Source organism: Sphingosinicella sp. (genome assembly GCF_052387495.1).
GTDB lineage: Bacteria > Pseudomonadota > Alphaproteobacteria > Sphingomonadales > Sphingomonadaceae > Allosphingosinicella.
In genome coordinates this window covers 1-20,531 of sequence record NZ_JBQTJC010000190.1, presented here as the reverse complement: position 1 = coordinate 20,531, position 20,531 = coordinate 1, and the positions used below count along the sequence as shown (strand labels likewise).

Sequence of the window (20,531 nt, the reverse complement as noted above, 5' to 3'; positions counted from 1 at the left end):
TAGGCCGAGGCGCCGCCATGGCCGACCGACGAATAGAGCGCCGCCGCGACGCCCATCAGCAGCGCGATCCAGATCAAATGCGTCGCGTCCATGGCCTTCCCCTGCGCCGTCCGGGTCTGCCCGATCTTTGAGCCAGATCACAACCCGCCGCCGCCGCGCCTTCTAGTCCCGCCCTATCGGAGCGGGACAAACATCATGCGGTGCACGAAATGGCTGATTGGGATCGCGACGGCGGCATTCGCCGCGACGGCGGCGGCGCAGACGCCGGCACCGCCTCCCTTCCGGCCCGACCGCACCGCCGAGGATTACTTCCATCTTCGCGATCCCTCCCGCCGCGGCGACTGGTCCGACGCCTACAAGTTCATTCTCCTGGACGATGATGGCGACAGCTTCCTGTCGCTCGGCGGCGAGCTGCGCGAACGGGTCGAGCTGTTCGATGCGTCGCGCTTCGGCCTCGCCGGCGGCCGGGAGGACCGCTACCTGCTCCAGCGCCTGCTGCTCCACGCCGACTTGAGGCTCGGCGATCATGTCCGCGTCTTCGCCCAGCTCGGCGCGCACGAAGCATTCGGCAAGCGACAGCTCGGGGCGCCCGACGAGGATCATCTCGACGTGCAGCAGCTGATTCTCGAGCTGCGACCGGTCGAGGGACTGACCGCCCGGCTGGGACGACAAGAGATGATGTTCAATCCGCTTCAGCGCTTCGTCTCGTTCCGCGACGGCACCAATGTGCGCCAGAATTTCGATGGCGGCCGCGTCACCTACAGCCGCGGGCCGCTGCGGCTCGAGGCCTTCGCGACCCGGCCGGTGACGCTCGAGCGCGGCAGCTTCGACAACAGCGCCAACCGCGACCAGCTGTTCTGGGGCTTCTACGCCTCGCACCGGCTCGGGCCTCGTTCCGCGCAGTCGCTGGACGCCTACTGGTTCGTCCTCGACCGCGAGAACCTGCCCGGCATCGGCCGCGAGCGCCGCCACAGTCTCGGGTTGCGCTGGTCGGGTACTGGGGGCCGCTTCGACTGGGATGCGGAAGGCGTATGGCAGACCGGCGAGGGTGTGAACGCTTGGGCGGCCTCCGCCGATCTCGGCTACAGTCTTGCCGAAACGCCGCTCAGGCCGCGTCTCGGGCTGCGCTTCGACGCCGGCTCGGGCGACGGCGATCCCAATGACGGGGAGCGGCATGGCTTTCACCCGCTCTTCCCGAGCGGCCCCTATCACAACGAGGCCAACCTCACGAGCTGGACCAATCTCGTCGCGTTGAGACCGAACATACGGATCCAGCCGGATTCGCGGCTGATTCTGCAGGCCGGAGTCCAGCTCAAATGGCGCGAGGATGTCGAGGACGCCGTCTATCTCGGCCCGAGCGCGCCGCTTGCCGCGACGCGCGTCAATCGCGCGCGGGAAATCGGCCAGGCGTGGACGCTCGATGCCAATTTCCAGCTCAACCGCAACCTCGCGTTGCGGGCCTATTATCTCCACCACAGCGCCGGCGCGGCGATCTTGCGGGCGGGTGGCCGCAGCGCCGACTTCGTCATGGCGAGCGCGACGCTGCGCTTCTAGGCGGCCCTGGACAGCCTATGATCGGCGGCCAGCGCCCGCGCGGCGACACAGGCGGCGCTAGTGTTCGGTCATTCCTTCGGCGAGCGCGGTCAATCCATCGCGGTCGAGCACCTCGATGCGGTCGAGCGCGGCGAGGCGGACGAGGCGCTGGTTCTTGAGCACCGCCAGCACCCGGCTCACCGTTTCCTTGGTCAGACCGAGATAATCGGCGATGTCGGCGCGGCCCATCGGGAGCTCGATGAATCGCTCCTCACTGCCAGTCTCGCGTTCCGCGCGCCCGAGGAGCGCCAGGAAGAAGGAGGCGAGGCGCTCCCCGGCGGACTTGCGGCCGAGCAGAACCATCTGCGCCTGTGCGGCGGCGAGCTCGTGCGCCGCCATGCGGTAAAGCTCGCGCTCCATCCCCGGATGGTCTTCCGTGAATTCGCCGAAACGGCCGCGCGGGAACCAGCACAACTGGCTGTCCTCGAGCGCTTCGACGGTAAAGGCATGCTCCTCGTCGACGGCGATGCCGAGGAAGTCGCCGGGAAACATGAAGCCGGTGACCTGGCGCCGCCCATCGGGCAGCAGCCGATAGAGCTTGAGCGAGCCGCGCGTCAGGGTGAACACGCGATTGGCGGCATCGCCCTCGTGGAACAGGGGCTGGCCGGTGCGCAGCTGCAAGGTCCAGCCGAGCCGGCGCATCTGCGCCAGTTCGTCGCAGCCGAGCACGCCACAGACGGCGGTGCGGCGCACCGCGCAGCCGAGGCAGGGATGGCCGGTTGGAAGCGGTTCGTCGTGGCGCAGGGCGGGGGCAAGCATGGCTGTCTCGCTCGTCTTCGTTGATCTGGGTCAACGGATAAGATGATCTGGCTCAATGAAGGATAAGGAGTGTTCCTTAGTCTGAGGGTGCCGCCGTGCGAGGGCGGTCGAGCGCCATGACCCAGTTCACCGTCACCCATCTCGACGACGACCGGCTGAACGAAGCCTATCCCTTGGTGCGGGCCGCCGCGCCCAACGTCGGCCCGGCGCAGTGGCGGGACTATGCCGGCTGGCTGCGCTGGGCCGATGGCGGCGTGCTCGCGGCGTTCGCGGCGGGCTCCACCCTGCACGGCATCGCCGCCTATTGCCGCGACGACAGCCTGCGCTATGGGCGGTCGTTGCGCGTCGACATGATCGTCACCTTCGAGCTCGGCCGAACATCGCCCGTGCGCGTGGCACTGTGCGAGGCGCTCGAGCAACTCGCGCGCGAAAAGCATTGCGACAGCCTCGCGGTCGTTATGCCGAGCCGCGGCTATTCCGATCCGGTCGGCGCGAAGTCGGAAGGGTGGTCCGCGCTCGGCTTCACCCTGGATTCGGTCTGCTTCAGGAAAGCCCTGACGCAGGCGGAAGCGGACCGCCACGCGCCGCTGGCCGAGGTCGTCTGACCCTAAGGCGCGCAAGTGTGGCTGAGGCGCAGCCGCATCACCGTTTCGAGAAAGGCCGCGCCCGGATCGTCGGAGCGCTGAATGGCGCTCACGATCGTCGTCCAGCTCTCGCTGTCCTCGGCGGACATGAAACGGCTCACCGTGTCGGCGACGAAGCCGCGCCGATCGAGCCCGATCCGCGCCGCTTCCGCGTACAGCCGCGTCGCCAGTTCCGGATCGCGCATCCCGATCTCGGCGGCGAACGGCCCCTGGGCGCGCATCGCCTGCTTGATGAGGGCGCCGAGCAGCATCTTTACTGGACCAGCAGGCTGTCGGCGGCGCTCAGCTCGAGGCCTTCGATCTTCGCGCCCGCGAGCAACAGCCGCAGATATTGACTGACCGCGCGCCGGCGGACCGCTTCCCTGAGATAGGAGGCGATCTGGCCGCGGACCTGGTCGAGCGGCAGCTCGCGGCCGCGTTCGCGCCGGTCCAGGCGCAGCACGTGCCAGCCGTGGCGCGAGGCCACGCATTCGGTCGCGCCCGGCTCCATCGCGTCGAGACGGCGCTCGACCTCCGGATTGGTATCGCCGCGGCTGACCTGTCCCAGCGATCCGCCTTCGGCTCCCGACGCGCATTTCGAATGGACTCGGGCAAGCTCCGTGAAACGTTGTGGCGCCTTGGCAAGCTCCGCGCGAACCGCCTCCGCCCGCGCCTTCGCCTCGGCGCGCGCCGCGTCGTCCCCGGGCTGCGCCGGAAAGAAGATATGGGCGGCCTCATAGAGCGGCGGGGTGCGGAAGCGGATCCAGTTGCGCCGGTAATAGCGAGCGATTTCCTCCTCGGAGGGTTCGGGCACCGTCACCTCGCGCTCCAGCAACGCCTCGAAATCCTCGTCGCAATGCAGTCCGAGCGCGGCGGCGCGCTCGGCGAGCAGCTCGCGCAGCACCAGGGCGGTGGCGGCCCGGCGCGCGGCCTCCTCGCGGCTGCCGCCTGGATGGTATTGCAGCTCGCGGCCGACCGTCTCCTCGTCGATGACCGTCCCGTTGACACTGATCATCAGGCTGCCCTTCGCACCGGTGGCGGCGGGCTCGGCAGCGCGATCGTGCGCGCGGCGTAGACCGGCGGCAGCACGTCGGCCGGATCGACCTCGCTCCGCCGCCGGGTGCGCACCACCTGATAGCGGCGGACGACATAGCCGATTGGTGCGCTCCAGACATGGACCAGGCGGGTGAACGGAAAGACGACCAGGATGGTGAGGCCGAGGAAGATGTGCAGCAGAAACACGATCGGCACGCCTTCGATGTGAGCGGCCGCTCCGCTTTGGAACGTGACGATGCCCTGCGCCCAACTCATGAACCGCACCATTTCCTCGCCGTCCGGATGGGCGAGCGAGAAAGGAATGGTGAGCATGCCGAGCACCAGCTGCGTCCAGAGGATGACCAGCACGGCGATGTCGCTCGCGCTCGAGGTCTTGCGGATGCGCGGATCGAACAGCCGGCGATGCAGCAGCATGGTCAGGCCGACGAAGCAGACCGTGCCGAACAGGCCGCCCGCGACGATCGCGGTCATCTGCTTGAATCCGTGGCCGATGCCGATCGCGTCGAAAATGGCGATCGGCGTCAGCAGGCCGACCGCGTGGCCGGCGAGCAGCCCGAGAATCCCGAGATGGAAGAGGATCGAGCCCCAGACGAGCTGCCTGCGCCGCAGGAACTGGCTCGACTTCGAGCGCCAGCCATATTGATCGGTTTCGAAGCGCAGCAGGCTGCCGATGAAGAATATAGCGAGCGCGACGTACGGGTAGATGCCGAAGAGCAGGTGATGGACGTAGCTTTGCATCGTTCAGGCTCCCGCCCTGCCGTAGGCGCAGTTACCGAGGGCGGCGCCGGGTGAAAATGTCACGGGCTCCTCGGCCCATTCGCGGTCGAGCGCCTCGAGGTCCTCGGGATCCCCAGGCTCGCCGGCCAGGATCGCCTCGACCACTTCCTCGTCCGCCGAGCGACGGCAAAGCGATACAAGGGCCGTCAGCAGCGGGGCATAAGTAGATTCCCGCTCCGCGAGTCGGACGCGCAGCGCTTCCAATATCTCGGTCGCGTCGGCGAGGTGGTGAAGCGCCACCTTGTCTGGCACTTGGCTGAGGAACTCGAGGAAGAGTGGCAGATAGTCCGGCGTTTCCGACGAGGCGAGCTCGAAGCCGTACATGCGGTAGGCCAGCGCGAGGTTGACCATAGCCTGGCCGCGGTCGCGCGATTCGCCGTGGCTGTGCTCGTAGAGGTGGAGCGCGAGTCGCTTGGAGCGGTCGAACTGGCCGACCCACTGTTCCTGCAGGTCCAGCAGGTCGCCCGCGTCGAGCCGCGCGATGACGGTCTTGACGCCGTCCATCGCCGCCGCGTCGAGCACCCTCTCCTCGGCGAGCGCCTGCTGGATCTCGGGAAGGGCCTGCCCCAGCTCGGCGGTGGGATAGTCGAGCAGCGCGCCCAGCGCCTTGAACGTGATCATGCCGCTCTCCTTTTGCCGGGTATCGGGACGTGGCCGGGCTTCTTGGGCGAGCCGAACAGGCTGGTCTCGGTGCGGCCGCCGCCGCTGCACCCATTGCCGAATGAGAAGCCGCAGCCGCCCTTCATTTCATAGGCATGCTCGCTGACCTCGCGGTGCGCGGTCGGGATGACGAAGCGGTCCTCATAGTCGGCGATGGCGAGATAGCGGTACATCTCCTCGACCTGGGCCCAGGTCAGACCGGCCTCCTCAAGTACGCCGAGATTGACCTGCCCTTCGACCTCGCGGTCGCGCATGAAGATGCGCATCGCGAACATCTTGCGCAGCGCGTCGACGACCGGCGCCTCCTTGCCGGCGGTCAGGAGGTTGGCGAGATACTTGACCGGCACCCGCAGGCTGGCGACGTCCGGGATCTCGCCGTCGAAGCCGATATGGCCGCGCTCGGCGACGTGCTGGATTGGGGACAGCGGCGGCACGTACCAGACCATTGGCAGGGTGCGATATTCGGGGTGGAGCGGGAAGGCGATCTTCCACTCCATCGCCATCTTCCAGATCGGGGAGAGCTTCGCCGCCTCGATCCAGCTGTCCTGGATGCCGTCGCGCTTCGCCTGGGCGGCAATTTCGGGGTCGTTGGGATCGAGAAAGATTTCGAGCTGCTTCTCGTAGAGGTCCTGCTCATCCTCGGTCGAGGCCATCTCCTCGATCCGATCGGCGTCGTACAGGATCACGCCGAGATAGCGGATCCGACCGACGCAGGTTTCCGAGCATACGGTCGGCTGGCCGCTCTCGATGCGCGGGTAGCAGAAGATGCACTTCTCGGCCTTGCCCGATTTCCAGTTGTAGTAGATCTTCTTGTAAGGGCAGCCGGAGATGCACATCCGCCAGCCGCGGCATTTGTCCTGATCGATCAGGACGATGCCGTCCTCCTCCCGCTTGTAGATCGATCCCGACGGGCAGGCGGCGACGCAGGTCGGGTTGAGGCAATGCTCGCACAGCCGCGGCAGGTAGAACATGAAGGTCTTCTCGAACTGGCCGTAAATCTCCTTTTCGATGTCGGCGAAGTTCGTGTCCTTCGAGCGCTTGTCGAACTCGCCGCCCAGGATCTCCTCCCAGTTCGGGCCCCATTCGATCTTCTCCATCCGCTCGCCGGTGATCGCCGAGCGCGGCCGCGCGGTGGGGAACGTCTTCATCTCTGGCGCCGACTGGAGATGGTCGTAATCGAAGGTGAAAGGCTCGTAATAATCGTCGCTCTCGGGCAGGTCCGGATTGGCGAAGATGTTGGCGAGCACGCGCCACTTGCCGCCGATCCGCGGCTCGATCGAGCCGTCGGCCTTGCGCCGCCAGCCGCCCTTCCACTTCTTCTGGTTCTCCCATTCCTTGGGAAAGCCGATGCCGGGCTTGGTCTCGACGTTGTTGAACCAGGCATATTCGACGCCTTCGCGGCTGGTCCACACATTCTTGCAGGTGACCGAGCAGGTGTGGCAGCCGATGCACTTGTCGAGGTTCAGGACCATCGCGACCTGAGCGCGCACTTTCATTGTCTTACTCCTCAGGCGGCCGCCGGCGGCGAGGCGGGCTCGTCCATCCAGTCGACCTTCGCCATCTTCCGCAGCACGACGAACTCGTCGCGGTTGGAACCGACCGTTCCGTAATAGTTGAAGCCGTAGCTCTGCTGGGCGTAGCCGCCGATCATGTGCGTCGGCTTGGTGATCGCCCGAGTCACCGAATTGTGGATGCCGCCGCGGGCGCCGGTGATCTCCGACCCCGGCGTGTTCACGATCTTCTCCTGGGCGTGGTACATCATGCACATGCCCGACGGCACGCGCTGGCTGACCACGGCCCGCGCGGTGAGCGCGCCGTTCAGATTGAACGCCTCGACCCAGTCGTTGTCGACGATGCCGGCGCGCTTCGCATCCTCCTCGCTGATCCAGACCACCGGACCGCCGCGATTGAGCGTCAGCATCAGGAGGTTGTCCGAATAGGTGGAGTGGATGCCCCATTTCTGGTGCGGTGTGATGAAGTTCAGCACCAGCTCGCCATTGCCGTTGCCCTTCTTGCCGAGCACCGGCTCGATCGCCTTGGTGTCGATCGGCGGCTTGTAGGTGGTGAAGCCCTCGCCGAAGGCGCGCATCCAGGGATGGTCCTGGTAGAGCTGCTGGCGGCCGGTGAGCGTCCGCCACGGGATCAGCTCGTTAACGTTGGTCCAGCCGGCATTGTAGCTGACCTTCTCGCTCTCGATGCCCGACCAGGTCGGCGAGGAGATGATCTTCCTCGGCTGCGCCTGGACGTCGCGAAAGCGGATCTTCTCGTCCTCGCGGGGGAGGGCGAGATGGGCGTGCTGGCGGCCGGTGAACTCGCTGAGCGCCTCCCAGGCTTTCACCGCCACCTCGCCGTTGGTTTCTGGCGCCAGGCTGAGCACGACCTCGCAGGCATCTATATCGCTTTCGATCTTCGCCAGCCCGTCGTCGGTGGCGCCGTTCAGGGTGGCAAGGAAGTCGACCTCATGGTCCGTGTTCCATGAAATGCCCTTGCCGCCATTGCCGAGCTTCTTGAGCAATGGCCCCAGCGAGGTGAACTTGCGGTAGGTGTCGGGATAGTCGCGCTCGACCGCGACCACGCCCGGCATGGTCTTGCCCGGGAGCGGCTCGCATTCGCCCTTCTTCCAGTCCCTGGGCTCGAACGGCTGGCCCAGCTCGCCCGGCGTGTCGTGCTGCAGCGGAACGAGCACGACGTCGGTCTCGGTGCCGAGATGGCCTTCGGTCAGCGCGGAGAACCGCTCGGCGATACCCTTGAAGATATCCCAGTCGCTGCGCGCGCCCCAGGCCGGGTCCACCGCCTTCGAGAGCGGGTGGATGAAGGGGTGCATGTCTGACGTGTTGAGGTCGTTCTTCTCGTACCAGGTGGCGGTCGGAAGGACGATGTCGGCATAGACGCAGGTGGTCGACATGCGAAAGTCGATCGCCACGAGCAGGTCGAGCTTGCCCTCGGGCGCCTCGTCGCGGAACACGACCTCCTCGGGCCGCTGCTCGCCTTCCTCGCCGAGATCCTTGCCCTGGACGCCGTGCTGCGTGCCGAGCAAATGCTTCAGGAAATATTCGTGGCCCTTGCCGCTCGAGCCCAGGAGGTTCGAGCGCCAGACGAACAGGTTGCGCGGGAAGTTCCGGGGATTGTCCGGGTCCTCGCAGGACAGCTTGAGATCGCCGGACTTGAGCTCGCGCGCGACCTTCGCGCCGGCGGCCTCGCCCTTGAGGGTGCGGCCCAGCTCAAGCGGATTGGTTTCGAGCTGCGGCGCGCTCGGCAGCCAGCCCATCCGCTCGGCGCGGACATTGAAGTCGATCATCGTGCCGGTCATTGCGTCAGTCGCTGTCGGGGACAGGATCTCGCTTATGCCGAGCTTCTCGTAGCGCCACTGGTCGGTGTGGGCGTACCAGAAGCTGGTCGAGTTCATGTGCCGCGGCGGCCGATGCCAGTCGAGCGCGAAGGCGAGCGGAGTCCAGCCGGTCTGCGGCCGCAGCTTCTCCTGGCCGACATAATGCGACCAGCCGCCGCCCGATTTGCCGACGCAGCCGCAGAACACCAGGAGATTGATGATCCCCCGGTAGATCATGTCCATGTGGTACCAGTGGTTGATGCCGGCGCCGAGGATGACCATCGACTTGCCCTCGGTCTTCTCGGCATTGGTCGCGAAATCGCGCGCCGTGGCGACGATCTGGTCGCGCGGCACGCCCGTCACCCGCTCCGCCCAGGCCGGCGTGTTGGGCACGTCGTCGTCATAGGAGCGTGCGACGTCGCCGCCGAAGCCGCGATCGACGCCGTAATGGGCGACGATGAGATCATGAACGGTGGCGACGAGCGCCTCCCCGTCGTTCAGCTGTAGCTTCCTGACCGGAACATTGCGGCGGAGCGCGTCGCCATGCTCGGTCGAGGTGAAATACGGGCTTTGCGGGCCTGAGCCGAAATAGGGGAAGTCGACCGCGGCGACGTTGTCGCGCGTGTCGGCGAGGCTCATCGCCAGCTGCGCCGGACGGCCCGCGCCTTCGCGAGTCTCGAGGTTCCATTTGCCCTTGTCGCCCCAGCGGAAGCCGATCGAGCCCAGCGGCGTGACGAACTCGCCCGATATTTCGTCGAGCGCGACGGTCTTCCATTCCGGATTGACCGCCTCGTCGAGCGCGCCGTCGAAATCGGAAGCGCGCACGAAGCGCTCCGGAACATAGCCGTCCCCGCGCTTCACGAGGCGCACGAGCATCGGCATGTCGGAATAGCGGCGGCAATAGTCCTGGAAATAGGCCGCCTGCCGATCGACGTGGAATTCCTTCAGGATGACATGGCCCATCGCCATGGCGAGAGCGCTGTCGGTGCCCTGCTTGGGAGCCATCCACAGGTCGGCGAACTTGGCGGCCTCGGAATAATCCGGGCAGACGACGACGGACTTGGCGCCCTTGTACCGCACCTCGGTGTAGAAATGGGCGTCCGGGGTGCGCGTCTGCGGGACGTTCGAGCCCCACAGCATCAGGAAGGTCGAGTTGTACCAGTCGGCGCTTTCCGGCACGTCGGTCTGCTCGCCCCAAGTCTGTGGGGATGAGGCCGGCAGGTCGCAATACCAGTCGTAGAAGCTGAGGCAGACGCCGCCGATCAGCGAGAGATAACGTGCGCCGGCGGCGTAACTGACCATCGACATGGCGGGGATCGGCGAGAAGCCGGCGACGCGGTCCGGGCCATATTCCTTGACCGTGTAGACGTTGGCGGCGGCGATGATCTCGTTCGCCTCCTCCCAGGTGACGCGGACGAAGCCGCCCATGCCGCGAGCGCGCTTGTACTTCTCGGCGAGCTTGGGCGTCTCGACGATCTTCCGCCACGCCTCGACCGGGTCGGCGCATTCGGCGCGCACGCTCCGCCAGAGCTTGACCAGCTTCTTGCGGATCATCGGGTGCTTCACGCGGTTGGCGCTGTAGAGATACCAGCTGTAGCTGGCGCCGCGGGCGCAGCCGCGCGGCTCGTGATTGGGCAGGCCCGGCCGGGTGCGCGGATAATCGGTCTGCTGCGTCTCCCACGTGACGATCCCGTCCTTGACGTAGATTTTCCACGAGCAGGAGCCGGTGCAGTTCACGCCGTGCGTCGAGCGCACGACCTTGTCGTGGCTCCAGCGGCCGCGATAGCCGTCCTCCCACGAGCGATCCTCGCCGGTAACGACACCATGGCCGTTGGAGAACGTGCCGACATTCTTCCTGAGAAAGGTCAGGCGGTCGAGAAAATGGCTCATTCCGGTCCTCGGGACAATGGTTGCGGGCCCGGCCTAGGCGCTTCGTGGCGCGGGCCGTTGATCTTCATCACGCGGCTGGATTTGGCCGGCTTCCCGGCGGTTCGATATAAGGAGTATCCCTGAGACCGGCACCTGAGCCCGCCCGTCAGCAGCGGGTCGGCGAGCCCTTGCGGACGTAGCAGAACCAGGTGATCGCCATGCACGCGACGTAGAAGCCGGCGAAGACGTAGAGCGCCGCCACCGGCCCACCGGTCAACGCGATCGAGGTGCCGAACGCCTTCGGAATGAAGAAGGCGCCATAGGCCGCGATCGCCGAGGTGAAGCCGATGATCGCCGCCGACTCCTTCTCGGCGTGGCGAGTCCGGGCCTCGGCCTCGAGATCGGGCATCAGCCGTGCCACCTCCTTGCGCATGATCGCCGGGACCATCTGGAAGGTCGAGGCATTGCCGACGCCGGTGGCGAAGAAGACGACCATGAACATCGCGAAGAAGCCCCACCAGCTCCCGGCCTGAAGGAACCAGACCACCCCCAGCGCCGCGACGATCATGGTCGCGAACACCGCGAGGGTGACGCGCGCGCCGCCGTAAAGGTCGGACACCCAGCCGGTGCCGGCGCGGGCGAGCGCGCTGACCAGCGGCCCCAGAAAGGCGTATGCGAGCACGTTCACTTCCGGGAACTGGCTCTGCGCCAGCAGCGGGAAGCCCGCCGAGAAGCCGATGAACGAGCCGAACGTGCCGGTATAGAGCAGGCACATGATCCAGTTGTGCTTGCGCTTGAAGATCACCGCTTGCTCGGCGAACGAGGCCTTTGCAGTGGCGAGGTCGTTCATCCCGAACCAGGCTGCAATCGCCGCCGCAAGGATGAACGGCACCCACACGAAGCCGGCATTCTGCAGGAACAGCAGATCGCCGCTCGTCGCCGCGCGCCCTTCGCCGCCGATCGCGCCGAACACGCTGGCGGTGATGATGAGCGGCACGACGAACTGCATCAGGCTGACGCCGAGATTGCCGAGGCCGGCGTTGACCGCGAGCGCATTGCCCTTCTTCGCCTTGGGATAGAAGAAGCTGATGTGCGCCATCGACGAAGCGAAATTGCCGCCGCCGAAGCCGCAGAGCAGCGCTAGCACAAGGAAGGCCCAGTAAGGCGTCTCGGGATCCTGCACGGCAAAGCCGATGCCGAGCGCGGGCAGGAGTAGCGAGGCGGTGCTGATCGCGGTCCAGCGCCGGCCGCCGAAGATCGGCACGGTGAAGCTGTAGAAGATGCGCAAGGTGGCACCCGATAGGCCAGGCAGGGCCGCCAGCCAGAACAGCTGATCCGTGCTGTAGGCAAAGCCGATGAGGGGGAGCTTCGCCACGACCACGGACCATACCATCCACACGGCGAACGACAGGGTCAGCGCCGGGATCGAGATCAGGAGGTTGCGGTTGGCGATGCGGGCGCCGCCATTGTCCCAGAAGGCTTTGTCTTCAGGGCGCCAGTCGGCGATGACCGGCGCCGAGACGGGATAGGGAAGCGTGGCCATCCTTACTTACTCCGCGGGAACGAGGGTGGTGGGGCGCGGCCGACGCCGCCGGGTGTTGATGCCAGGGACGCGCGTGGCGGCGGGGTCGGCGCCGAGGCCGTGCATCTCCGGCAGCTCGGGCAGTTCCTTGAGTTCGGGGTGCGCCTTGCGCTCCATGCGGAGGACGGCGAAGTGCATCCAGGCCATCGCGCCGGCGACGAGGACGAAGAGCAGCATGAAGCAACTCGTCCAGATGCCGGTGAGGTCGTTCATCATTCCGAAGGCGATCGGCAGGAGGAAGCCGCCGAGGCCGCCGATCATGCCGACGAGGCCACCGACCGATCCAACATTGTCGGGGTAGTAGACGGGGATGTGCTTGTAGACCGCCGCCTTACCGAGGCTCATGAAGAAGCCGAGGATGAAGGTCAGGATGGTGAAGGGTAGCACGCCCATCGCCAGCGTGAAGGCGATCGGGCCGTCGATTCCTTCGACGACGTAATGGGTCGTTGGATAGCTCAATAGGAAGGTGCAGGCGATCGAGACGCCGAACGTCCAATACATGACCGTCCGCGCGCCCCATTTGTCCGACATCCAGCCGCCGACGGCGCGGAAGACGCTGCCCGGGATCGAATAGGCCGCGGCGAGCATCCCGGCCGTGGTGATCGATAGACCGTAGACGCCGACATAATAGCGCGGCAGCCACAACGCGAGCGCGACGAATGCGCCGAACACGAAGAAGTAATAGAGCGAGAAGCGCCAGACCTGGAGCTTCAGCAGCGGCTGGAGCTGCATCGCCGCCGATTGCGGCTTCTCGCCGGTGCGGCGCTGCTCGACGAGCACGGGATCGTCTTTGGTGATCGCGTAGAAGACGAACGCCATCGCGGCCAGGACCAGCGCCCAGACCTGGGCCACCGTCGTCCAGCCATAGGCGACCATGACGAAGGGCGCGGTGAACTTGGTCACCGCCGAGCCGACATTGCCCATGCCGAAGATGCCGAGCGCGGTGCCCTGCCGCTCCCTGGGATACCAGCGCGAGACGTAGGCAACCCCGACCGAGAAACAGCCGCCGGCCATGCCGACGCCGAGCGCGGCGATCAGGAATTCGCCGTAGGTGGTCGCGTAGGACAGCAGGAAGGTCGCCACTGCGGCGGTCAGCATCACGATCGTATTGACGATCCGCCCGCCGAACTGGTCGGCCCAGATGCCGAGGATCAGCCGCGACAGCGATCCGGTCAGGATCGGCATGCCGACCAGCAGGCCGAATTGCGTGTCGGTGAGGTCGAGGTCGCGCTGGATCTGGACGCCGATGATCGAAAAGATCGTCCAGATCGCGAAACAGGTGGTGAAGGCGATCGTGGTCGTGGCGAGCGCATGGCGCCGCTGGCCCTCGGTGACGTTCGACAGGTGATTCATACAAGGCTCCGCTATCGAGGCTCCCTTTCCAGCGGGCGGGCGCCAGGGCGTTGATCTGAATCACATGTCCGCTACAGGAGGGGCCGCGGGCGGTGACGAGGAGAAGCGAGATGGATCCCAGCGACATCAGCGACAATCCGCGGGTGGAGCTTCCCGGCACGGCGGGCCAGGTCGCCCGGGAGAAGCCCGAGCTGTGGCGCGCCTTTCAGGCGCTCGGCGAGGCGACCGGCGCGGCGGGACCGCTCGACGAGCGCGCGCGGCGGCTGGTGAACATCGCGCTGGCGATCGGCGCCGATTCCGAAGGCGCGACCCATTCCCATTGTAGGCGGGCGCTGTCGGAAGGATTCAGCGCCGAAGAGCTCGAGCATGTCGCCTTCCTGGCGGTCACCACCCTCGGCTGGCCGCAGGCGATCCGGGGCCTCACCTGGGTCAAGGATGTGACTCGCGCGACGGGCCGGGAGTCGGCCTAGGGATCCCGGCAGGCTGGCGCGGAAGCGCGCCGACGAATTGGTCGATCGCCTCGGCCACGTCCGCGTCGTGGCCGAGCCATATGTGGCCGCCGCTCCGGTACAGGACCAGCCGCGCATCGGGTATCGCGCGAGCGATCTCCCGCGCGGTGGCGGCGGTTCCGAATCGGTCGTCCTCCGCCGAGACCACCAGAGTCGGGACGCGACTGGCGGAAAAGTCCATCCGCGCGGGGCTGCCCGCGAGCAGCGCGTCATTGCGCAGGCCACGCACGCGCGCGCTGATCGGCATGATCTCCTCGAGGATGCGATAGGCGCGGCGCCGCTCCTCGGGGCTTACCCGCGCGAGCAGTGCGGGATCGGTGGCGAGGAGAGTGCCAACGAGCCGGCCGGGCACGGCATTTAGCGCCGCCCAATAGAGAAAATCGGAATTGAGCACGCCTTCGACCATGAGTTCCTGGAACGCGCTCATCTCGACGGGATCGCGCCCGCTGACATTGGCTGCCGGGACCAGCAGGATCAGCCCGGAACAGCGGTTGGGATGGCGGAGCGCCAGCTGGGCGGCCGACAACGCGCCGGCGGAGCCACCGGCCACGGGCAGCCTGTCGATGCCCAGCCGGTCCAGCAGCTCGACCAGCGCGTCGGCCTGATTGGCCGAGGAGGGATCGGCGGGGAAATCGCTGCGCAAATAGCCGAACCGGGATGGCGCGAGGATGCGGTGCCCGCGCGCCGCCAGTCGGGCGGCGAAGCTCAGCCCCTGGTCGAAGCCGCCGCCGGTGCCGTGGATCATCATCAACGGCTGGCCGCTGCCGGCGACGGCGAACTCAAGCGCGCCGAAGCGGCTGGCGATCACGCTGCTCCTGCCCGAAACGCGCCGGCGCGAGGCCTCCAGCGAGCCGGAGAAGGTGTGAACGCCAAATCCCATTCCCAGCAGCACCGACGCGGCGGCGATGGCGCCGATCGCTTCCCGGCGAGAGAGCTTGCGGTGCGAAACCATGGCCGATCCTACCGCCGCGCCGCTCTGGCCGCGCTACGTAATTCTGCCGAGGCGCCGGCCGTGGAAGCGGCGCAAGGAAGAGCCCCGGCCGAGCGATCGGCCGGGGCTGGGACGTCAGCGAAGCCAGGATGGGGAGCTGCGTTCGCTGTGATCCGAGCATTAGGCGCCCGATCGCCGCGCGCGGTGATCCAGATCAATCCTGCGGCCGCGCTCAGCCGCCGGTGACGCTCATGTGGCGCTCGACCGCCGGGCGCGCCGCTTCGATCCTGAAATCGTGACCCTCGGGCTTGCCGGCGACGAGGCGGTCCAGCGCGGCGTCGACCGCGCCCGGGCCGCCATTGCGCAGCAGGTCGCGCAGCTCGACCTTCTGATCGTGCCCGAGGCAGCCGTAGACGGTGCCGGTCGCCGCGACCCGGATGCGGTTGCAGCCGGCGCAGAAATTGCCGGTCAGCGGCGTGATCAGGCCGAGCCGGATGCGGGTGCCGACGACCTCCCAATAGCGGGCCGGGCCGCCGGTGCGCCGCAAGGACGGCACGAGCTCGAACCTTTCCTCGAGCCGCCGCCGGACGCGATCAAGCGGGAGATAATGGCAGGTGCGGTCCTCCTCGACCTCGCCCAACGGCATCGTCTCGATGAGGGTGAGGTCGTGGCCTCGTTCGGCGCACCAGCCGAGCATCGGCGCGATCTCGTCCTCGTTGAGCCCGCGCAGCGCCACCATGTTGATTTTGACCGCGAGCCCGGCGACGGCGGCCGCTTCGATGCCGTGCAGCACCGGGGCAAGGTCGCCGCGCCGGGTGATGTAGCGGAACCGCTCCGGATCGCGGCTGTCGAGGCTGACGTTCACTCGGCGGACGCCCGCCTCGTGAAGCAATGCGGCGAAGCGCGCGAGCTGGGTGCCGTTGGTGGTCAGCGTCAGCTCTTCGAGGCCGCGGCCGATGCGTTCGCCCAGCATCCGCACGAGCCGGCCGACGTCGCGCCGGACGAGCGGTTCGCCGCCGGTCAGCCGAATTCGCCGGACGCCGCGCGCGATGAACAGGTCGGCAAGCGTCGCGATCTCCTCGAAGCTCAGCAGGTCGCGCCGCGGCAGGAACTGCATCTTTTCCGCCATGCAATAGCGGCAGCGCAGGTCGCAGCGGTCGGTGACCGACAGGCGCACATAGCTGATTTGGCGGCCGAACCGGTCGACCAGGTCGCGTCCTGCGTGGGCGGCGGGTTGCATGAGCAAAATGGCTAGGCCTTCGCGCTTGGGTGAACAAGGCCGCTACCTAGGGATCGGTTCCGCGCGCGGGATGATCTGGATCAACGGCCCGGCCGCCGCGCGCGCTATGGCCGGCGGATGAAGCCGGAAATCGTCCAGCGCTACGGCGACCGCAATCTGCCGCGCTACACCAGCTACCCGACCGCGCCCCATTTCTCGGGAGCGGTGGGCGAGGCGGACTATCGCGCCTGGCTGGCGGGCATCGATCCCGACACCGCGCTGTCGCTCTATCTGCACGTCCCCTTCTGCCGCTCGATGTGCTGGTATTGCGGCTGCCATACGACGGTGACAGCGCGCGAGGCGCCGGTGACGCGCTACCTCGATGCCTTGTCGCGGGAGATCGCACTGGCGGCCGAGGCGCTGCCCGACCGGATGACCGTCCGCCATCTCCATTTCGGCGGCGGCTCGCCGACGCAGATGCAGCCCAACCAGTTCGCGCTCACTGCGTTGCTGCGGCGGCGATTCGACATTGCCGACGATGCCGAGGTCGCGATCGAGATCGACCCGCGAACGCTGAGCGGGGAGATGGTCGCAGCCCTCGCCGAGAGCGGCGTCAACCGGGCCAGCGTCGGCGTCCAGAGCTTTGATCCCGAGGTCCAGCAGGCGATCAACCGAGTCCAGAGCCTAGAGACGGTCGCGGCGGCGGTCGCCGGGCTGCGCCGCGCCGGTATCGTAGGCATCAATTTCGACCTGATCTACGGCCTGCCGCGCCAGACGCTCGGCTCCTGTCTCGACACGATCGAGCAGGCGCTGCGGCTCGAGCCGGACCGGCTGGCCGTGTTCGGCTATGCCCATGTGCCGAGCTTCAAGCTTCATCAGCGCCGGATCGACAGCACGCTCCTGCCCGGCGGCGCGGCGCGCTGGGAGCAGGCGCGGATCATCGGCGACGCCCTCACCAGGGCCGGCTATATAGAGATCGGCCTCGACCATTATGCCCGTCCGTCGGACCCGCTGGCGTGCTGCGCCGGGGCGGGCGCGCTGCACCGCAATTTCCAGGGCTACACCACCGACCCGTGCGAGGCGCTGATCGGGCTCGGCTCCTCCTCGATCGGGCGGCTGCCGCAGGGCTATGTCCAGAATGTCGTGCTCATCTCGGAATATGAGAAGAGGGTCCGCGAGGGCCGGCTGCCGGTGAGCCGTGGCTATGCGGTCGACGCCGACGACCGGCTGCGCGCGGCGGTGATCGAGCGGCTGATGTGCGAACAGCAGGTCGATCTGGCATCGGTCTGCGCAGCCTTCGGAACCGACCCGAACGCGCTGCTGGACTCGGCCGAGCTCCAGCCGCTGCTCGACGATGCCCTGATCGAGCGGATCGGCTTCACGATCCGGGTCAGGCCCGAGGCGCGGCCGCTGATGCGGGCAGTCGCCGCGGCGTTCGACCGGCACCTTCAGGTTGGCGATGGCCGCCACGCCAAAGCGGTCTGACGACGCTCAGCCGCACTTCGAATAGCCGCAGTCGAGGCAATTGTTGCAGCCTTCGACCTTGATCAGCGCCGCCGCGCCGCATTGCGGGCAGCAGGCGCGGGGCGCTGCCGCCGCCGCACCCGCCACCTCGAGCGGCAGCTCCGCCTGGCCGAGGCCCATGTGCCGCTCGATGATGCCGCCGACCGCCGCGAGCAGCGACGGCACATACTTGCCCTGCATCCAGGCGCCGCCGCGTGGATCGAACACCGCCTTCAGCTCCTCGGCCACGAAGGAGACGTCGCCGCCGCGCCGGAACACCGCCGAGATCATCCGGGTGACGCCCAGCGTCCAAGCATAGTGCTCCATATTCTTCGAGTTGATGAAGATCTCGAACGGCCGCCTGCCGCCCGGGCCATCCAGATCGTTGATCGTCACGTAGACGGCATGGGCGCTGTCCGGCCATTTGAGCTTGTAGGTCGCGCCGTTTAGCGCCTCCGCCCGTGGCGCCAGTGCCGCCTCGGGCTCGGGCTTCGGATTCTCGGCCAGCTGCAGCACCGATCCGGTCACCGCATTGGGGCGATAGGTGGTGAGGCCCTTGCAGCCGAGATGATAGCCTTCGACGTAGATGTCGGCGAAATCCTCGAAGCCGATATCCTCCGGGCAGTTCACCGTCTTTGAGATCGAGCTGTCGACCAGCGCCTGCGCCGCCGCCTGCATGGTGAGGTGGTCGGAAGGCTTGAGCGTCTGGGCGCTGACGAACAGCTCCGCCGGCGGCGGCACGTCGCCCTTTTCCTGCCGCCAGACGCGCATCGCATAATCCTCCACCGGCTCCTCACGGGTCGAACCGTCTCCTTGGCGGATGCGGCGCCGATAGGAATAGGCGAAGACCGGCTCGATGCCGGAAGAGACGTTGCCGGCGAGCAGCGAGGTGGTGCCGGTCGGCGCGATCGAGGTGAGGCAGCCGTTCCTGAGGCCATGCGCCGCGATCAGCGCGCGCGTCTCCTCGTCCAGCGACTCGAGGTTGGGCCGCTCCAGCATCGCCGGATCGTAGCAGGGGAACGGTCCCTTCTCCTCGCCGAGCCGCGCCGACGCGCGATAGGCCTCGCGCTTGATCGTCTCGAGCCAACGCCGGGTCAGCGCGACCGCCTCGCCGCTCCCGTAGGCGGCGCCGCAGAACAGCAAGGCGTCGGCGAGGCCGGTGATGCCGAGACCGATGCGGCGCTTCGCCTTCGCCTCCGCTTCCTGCTGCGGCAGCGGGTAGCGCGAGATGTCGATTACGTTGTCCAGCATCCTGACCGCCGTGCGGGTGAGCTCGGCGAGCGCTTCCTCGTCCAGCGCCGCGTCGGGCGCGAACGGCCGTTCGATCAGCCGGGCGAGGTTGATCGAGCCCAGCAGGCAGGCGCCGTACGGCGGCAGCATCTGCTCGCCGCACGGATTGCTCGCGCTGATCGTCTCGCAATGCGCGAGGTTGTTCATCTGGTTGACGCGGTCGACGAAGATCACGCCGGGCTCGGCGCAGTCGTAGGTGGCGCTCATCAGCCGGTCCCACAGGTCGCGGGCGCGGACTTTGCGGTGCACCTGGCCGGCGAAGACGAGCGGCCACTCGGCGTCGGTGCCGAGCGCGGCCATGAAGGCGTCGGTGACCAGCACCGAAATGTTGAAGTTTCTAAGCCGGGTCGGATCCCGCTTGGCGTCGATGAAGGCCTCGATGTCGGGATGGTCGATCCTGAGGCAGCCCAGCATCGCGCCGCGCCGCTGCCCGGCGGAATGGACGGTTCGGCACATCGCGTCCCAGCAATCCATGAAGGAGAGCGGCCCCGAGGCGTCGGCGCCGACGCCGCGCACTTCGCTCCCCAGCGGGCGGATCGTGGAGAAATCCATGCCGACGCCGCCGCCCTGCTGCATGGTCAGCGCCGCTTCCTTGAGATGCTCGAAAATGCCGCCGAGGCTGTCCGGGATCGTCCCCATGACGAAGCAGTTGAACAGGGTGACGGTACGTCCGGTGCCGGCGCCGGCGAGAATGCGCCCGGCGGGGATGAAGCGGAAATCCGCGATCGCCTCGTGGAAGCGCGCGCGCCACGCCTCGCGCGATTCCGGCGCCTCGGCCTCGGCGATCGCGGCCGAGACCCGCGCAGCCGTCTCGGCGAAGCTCGCATCGCCCTCGCTCTGGGCCGGCGCAAAGCGATATTTGGCGGTCCAGATCTCCTCCGCGATCGCGACCTCGAACAACATGGCGCCCCCTTTATCTTGTGGGTGCGAGGCTAAGCCACCACCAGATCGTCCGAATTGATCCAGCGCATTGTGCTCGCCGATTTCACCCCTCGCCGAGTCTCGGCTGAAACAGGATCGGGCCGTAGACGCCGAGGAAGACGAGAAAGGCGCCGGCCCAGGCGAGGGCGGAGAGCTCCATGCCGATCCTGTAGTCGACGAACCCGAGCGGCGAGGCGACGCGCAGCACGGCGCCGAGCGTGACCAGCGCGTAGAGGAAGACGGTCTGGGCGTTCGCCGCGAGCGGTCGGCCGGTATGGCCGAGACTCGCGCGCGTCATCACGGCCAGGATCATCGTGCCCATCGCTCCAGCGGTGAACGCGTGGATGGCGGCCGAGCGGGACACTGGTGCCCCGAGCGCGGCGGCGCCGAGCAGCAGCAGCCCGACCGGCAGCCAAGAATAGCCGATATGCAGGATCAGGACGAGCGGGTCGCGCGCGGCGCGCAGGCCGCGCCAGCGCGCCAGCCTCCGCGCCTGGAGAAGGCCGGCGCCGACGAGCAGCGCGCCGGCGAGCCGGGTCTCGTCAAGCAGGATCCAGC

General features: G+C 67.4%; 17 protein-coding genes. 4 read left to right on the top strand and 13 right to left on the bottom strand.

Annotated elements, in window-relative coordinates:
- Positions 1-195 precede the first annotated feature (195 nt).
- A complete protein-coding gene (locus ACT4N8_RS10735; RefSeq protein ID WP_444858120.1) occupies positions 196-1,554 on the top strand; it encodes an alginate export family protein in 1,359 nt (452 codons plus the stop codon).
- Positions 1,555-1,611: 57 nt separating this feature from the next.
- On the opposite strand, the gene ACT4N8_RS10730 is transcribed toward ACT4N8_RS10735, so the two are convergent.
- Complete coding sequence (locus tag ACT4N8_RS10730; RefSeq protein WP_444858119.1) at positions 1,612-2,352, bottom strand: Crp/Fnr family transcriptional regulator; 741 nt, start codon at positions 2,350-2,352, stop codon at positions 1,612-1,614.
- 116 nt (positions 2,353-2,468) lie between these two features.
- Between ACT4N8_RS10730 and ACT4N8_RS10725 the strand changes: the two genes are divergently transcribed.
- Positions 2,469-2,957 (top strand): hypothetical protein, encoded by a 489-nt coding sequence (locus ACT4N8_RS10725; protein WP_444858118.1) that lies wholly within the window; start codon positions 2,469-2,471, stop codon positions 2,955-2,957.
- A gap of 2 nt (positions 2,958-2,959) precedes the next feature.
- Here ACT4N8_RS10725 and ACT4N8_RS10720 read toward each other — a convergent pair whose 3' ends face one another.
- The 8 genes from ACT4N8_RS10720 to ACT4N8_RS10685 all read right to left on the bottom strand — a co-directional run bounded on the left by ACT4N8_RS10720 (position 2,960) and on the right by ACT4N8_RS10685 (position 13,600).
- Positions 2,960-3,247 (bottom strand): hypothetical protein, encoded by a 288-nt coding sequence (locus ACT4N8_RS10720; protein ID WP_444858117.1) that lies wholly within the window; start codon positions 3,245-3,247, stop codon positions 2,960-2,962.
- Between the two features lie 2 nt (positions 3,248-3,249).
- A complete protein-coding gene (locus ACT4N8_RS10715; RefSeq protein ID WP_444858116.1) occupies positions 3,250-3,990 on the bottom strand; it encodes a peptidylprolyl isomerase in 741 nt (246 codons plus the stop codon).
- Positions 3,990-4,769: a respiratory nitrate reductase subunit gamma gene (gene narI / locus ACT4N8_RS10710; RefSeq protein ID WP_444858115.1), complete on the bottom strand. Its 780-nt coding sequence runs from the start codon at positions 4,767-4,769 to the stop codon at positions 3,990-3,992. The genes ACT4N8_RS10715 and narI overlap by 1 nt, the downstream gene beginning before the upstream one ends.
- Positions 4,770-4,772: 3 nt before the next feature.
- On the bottom strand, positions 4,773-5,429 hold the full coding sequence (narJ, locus tag ACT4N8_RS10705; protein WP_444858114.1) for a nitrate reductase molybdenum cofactor assembly chaperone: 657 nt from the start codon (positions 5,427-5,429) through the stop codon (positions 4,773-4,775).
- Positions 5,426-6,964, bottom strand: coding sequence for a nitrate reductase subunit beta (gene narH / locus ACT4N8_RS10700; RefSeq protein WP_444858113.1), 1,539 nt, complete (start codon positions 6,962-6,964; stop codon positions 5,426-5,428). The genes narJ and narH overlap by 4 nt, the downstream gene beginning before the upstream one ends.
- Positions 6,965-6,975: 11 nt before the next feature.
- Complete coding sequence (locus ACT4N8_RS10695; protein ID WP_444858112.1) at positions 6,976-10,686, bottom strand: nitrate reductase subunit alpha; 3,711 nt, start codon at positions 10,684-10,686, stop codon at positions 6,976-6,978.
- 145 nt (positions 10,687-10,831) lie between these two features.
- The gene (locus tag ACT4N8_RS10690) at positions 10,832-12,208 is read right to left on the bottom strand and encodes a NarK family nitrate/nitrite MFS transporter (protein WP_444858111.1); all 1,377 of its coding nucleotides are present in this window, start codon (positions 12,206-12,208) and stop codon (positions 10,832-10,834) included.
- A 6-nt stretch (positions 12,209-12,214) separates the two neighbouring features.
- Positions 12,215-13,600 carry an MFS transporter gene (locus tag ACT4N8_RS10685; protein ID WP_444858110.1) on the bottom strand — a complete coding sequence of 462 codons (1,386 nt, stop codon included), beginning with the start codon at positions 13,598-13,600 and terminating at the stop codon, positions 12,215-12,217.
- A gap of 110 nt (positions 13,601-13,710) precedes the next feature.
- Between ACT4N8_RS10685 and ACT4N8_RS10680 the strand changes: the two genes are divergently transcribed.
- Entirely contained in the window at positions 13,711-14,070 is a 360-nt protein-coding gene (locus ACT4N8_RS10680; RefSeq protein ID WP_444858109.1) for a carboxymuconolactone decarboxylase family protein, read from the top strand.
- Here ACT4N8_RS10680 and ACT4N8_RS10675 read toward each other — a convergent pair.
- Both ACT4N8_RS10675 and moaA read right to left on the bottom strand, forming a co-directional pair.
- Positions 14,030-15,061, bottom strand: a complete 1,032-nt coding sequence (locus tag ACT4N8_RS10675) for an alpha/beta fold hydrolase (RefSeq protein ID WP_444858108.1) — start codon at positions 15,059-15,061, stop codon at positions 14,030-14,032. The two genes, ACT4N8_RS10680 and ACT4N8_RS10675, sit on opposite strands and share 41 nt — an antisense overlap.
- A gap of 211 nt (positions 15,062-15,272) precedes the next feature.
- Complete coding sequence (moaA, locus tag ACT4N8_RS10670) at positions 15,273-16,280, bottom strand: GTP 3',8-cyclase MoaA (RefSeq protein ID WP_444858107.1); 1,008 nt, start codon at positions 16,278-16,280, stop codon at positions 15,273-15,275.
- A 117-nt stretch (positions 16,281-16,397) separates the two neighbouring features.
- Between moaA and hemN the strand changes: the two genes are divergently transcribed.
- Complete coding sequence (gene hemN, locus ACT4N8_RS10665) at positions 16,398-17,744, top strand: oxygen-independent coproporphyrinogen III oxidase (protein WP_444858106.1); 1,347 nt, start codon at positions 16,398-16,400, stop codon at positions 17,742-17,744.
- A 6-nt stretch (positions 17,745-17,750) separates the two neighbouring features.
- On the opposite strand, the gene ACT4N8_RS10660 is transcribed toward hemN, so the two are convergent.
- Both ACT4N8_RS10660 and ACT4N8_RS10655 read right to left on the bottom strand, forming a co-directional pair.
- Entirely contained in the window at positions 17,751-19,955 is a 2,205-nt protein-coding gene (locus ACT4N8_RS10660; RefSeq protein WP_444858105.1) for an adenosylcobalamin-dependent ribonucleoside-diphosphate reductase, read from the bottom strand.
- An 82-nt stretch (positions 19,956-20,037) separates the two neighbouring features.
- The coding region (locus tag ACT4N8_RS10655; RefSeq protein WP_444858104.1) for an NnrS family protein at positions 20,038-20,531 on the bottom strand (494 nt) is incomplete at its 5' end.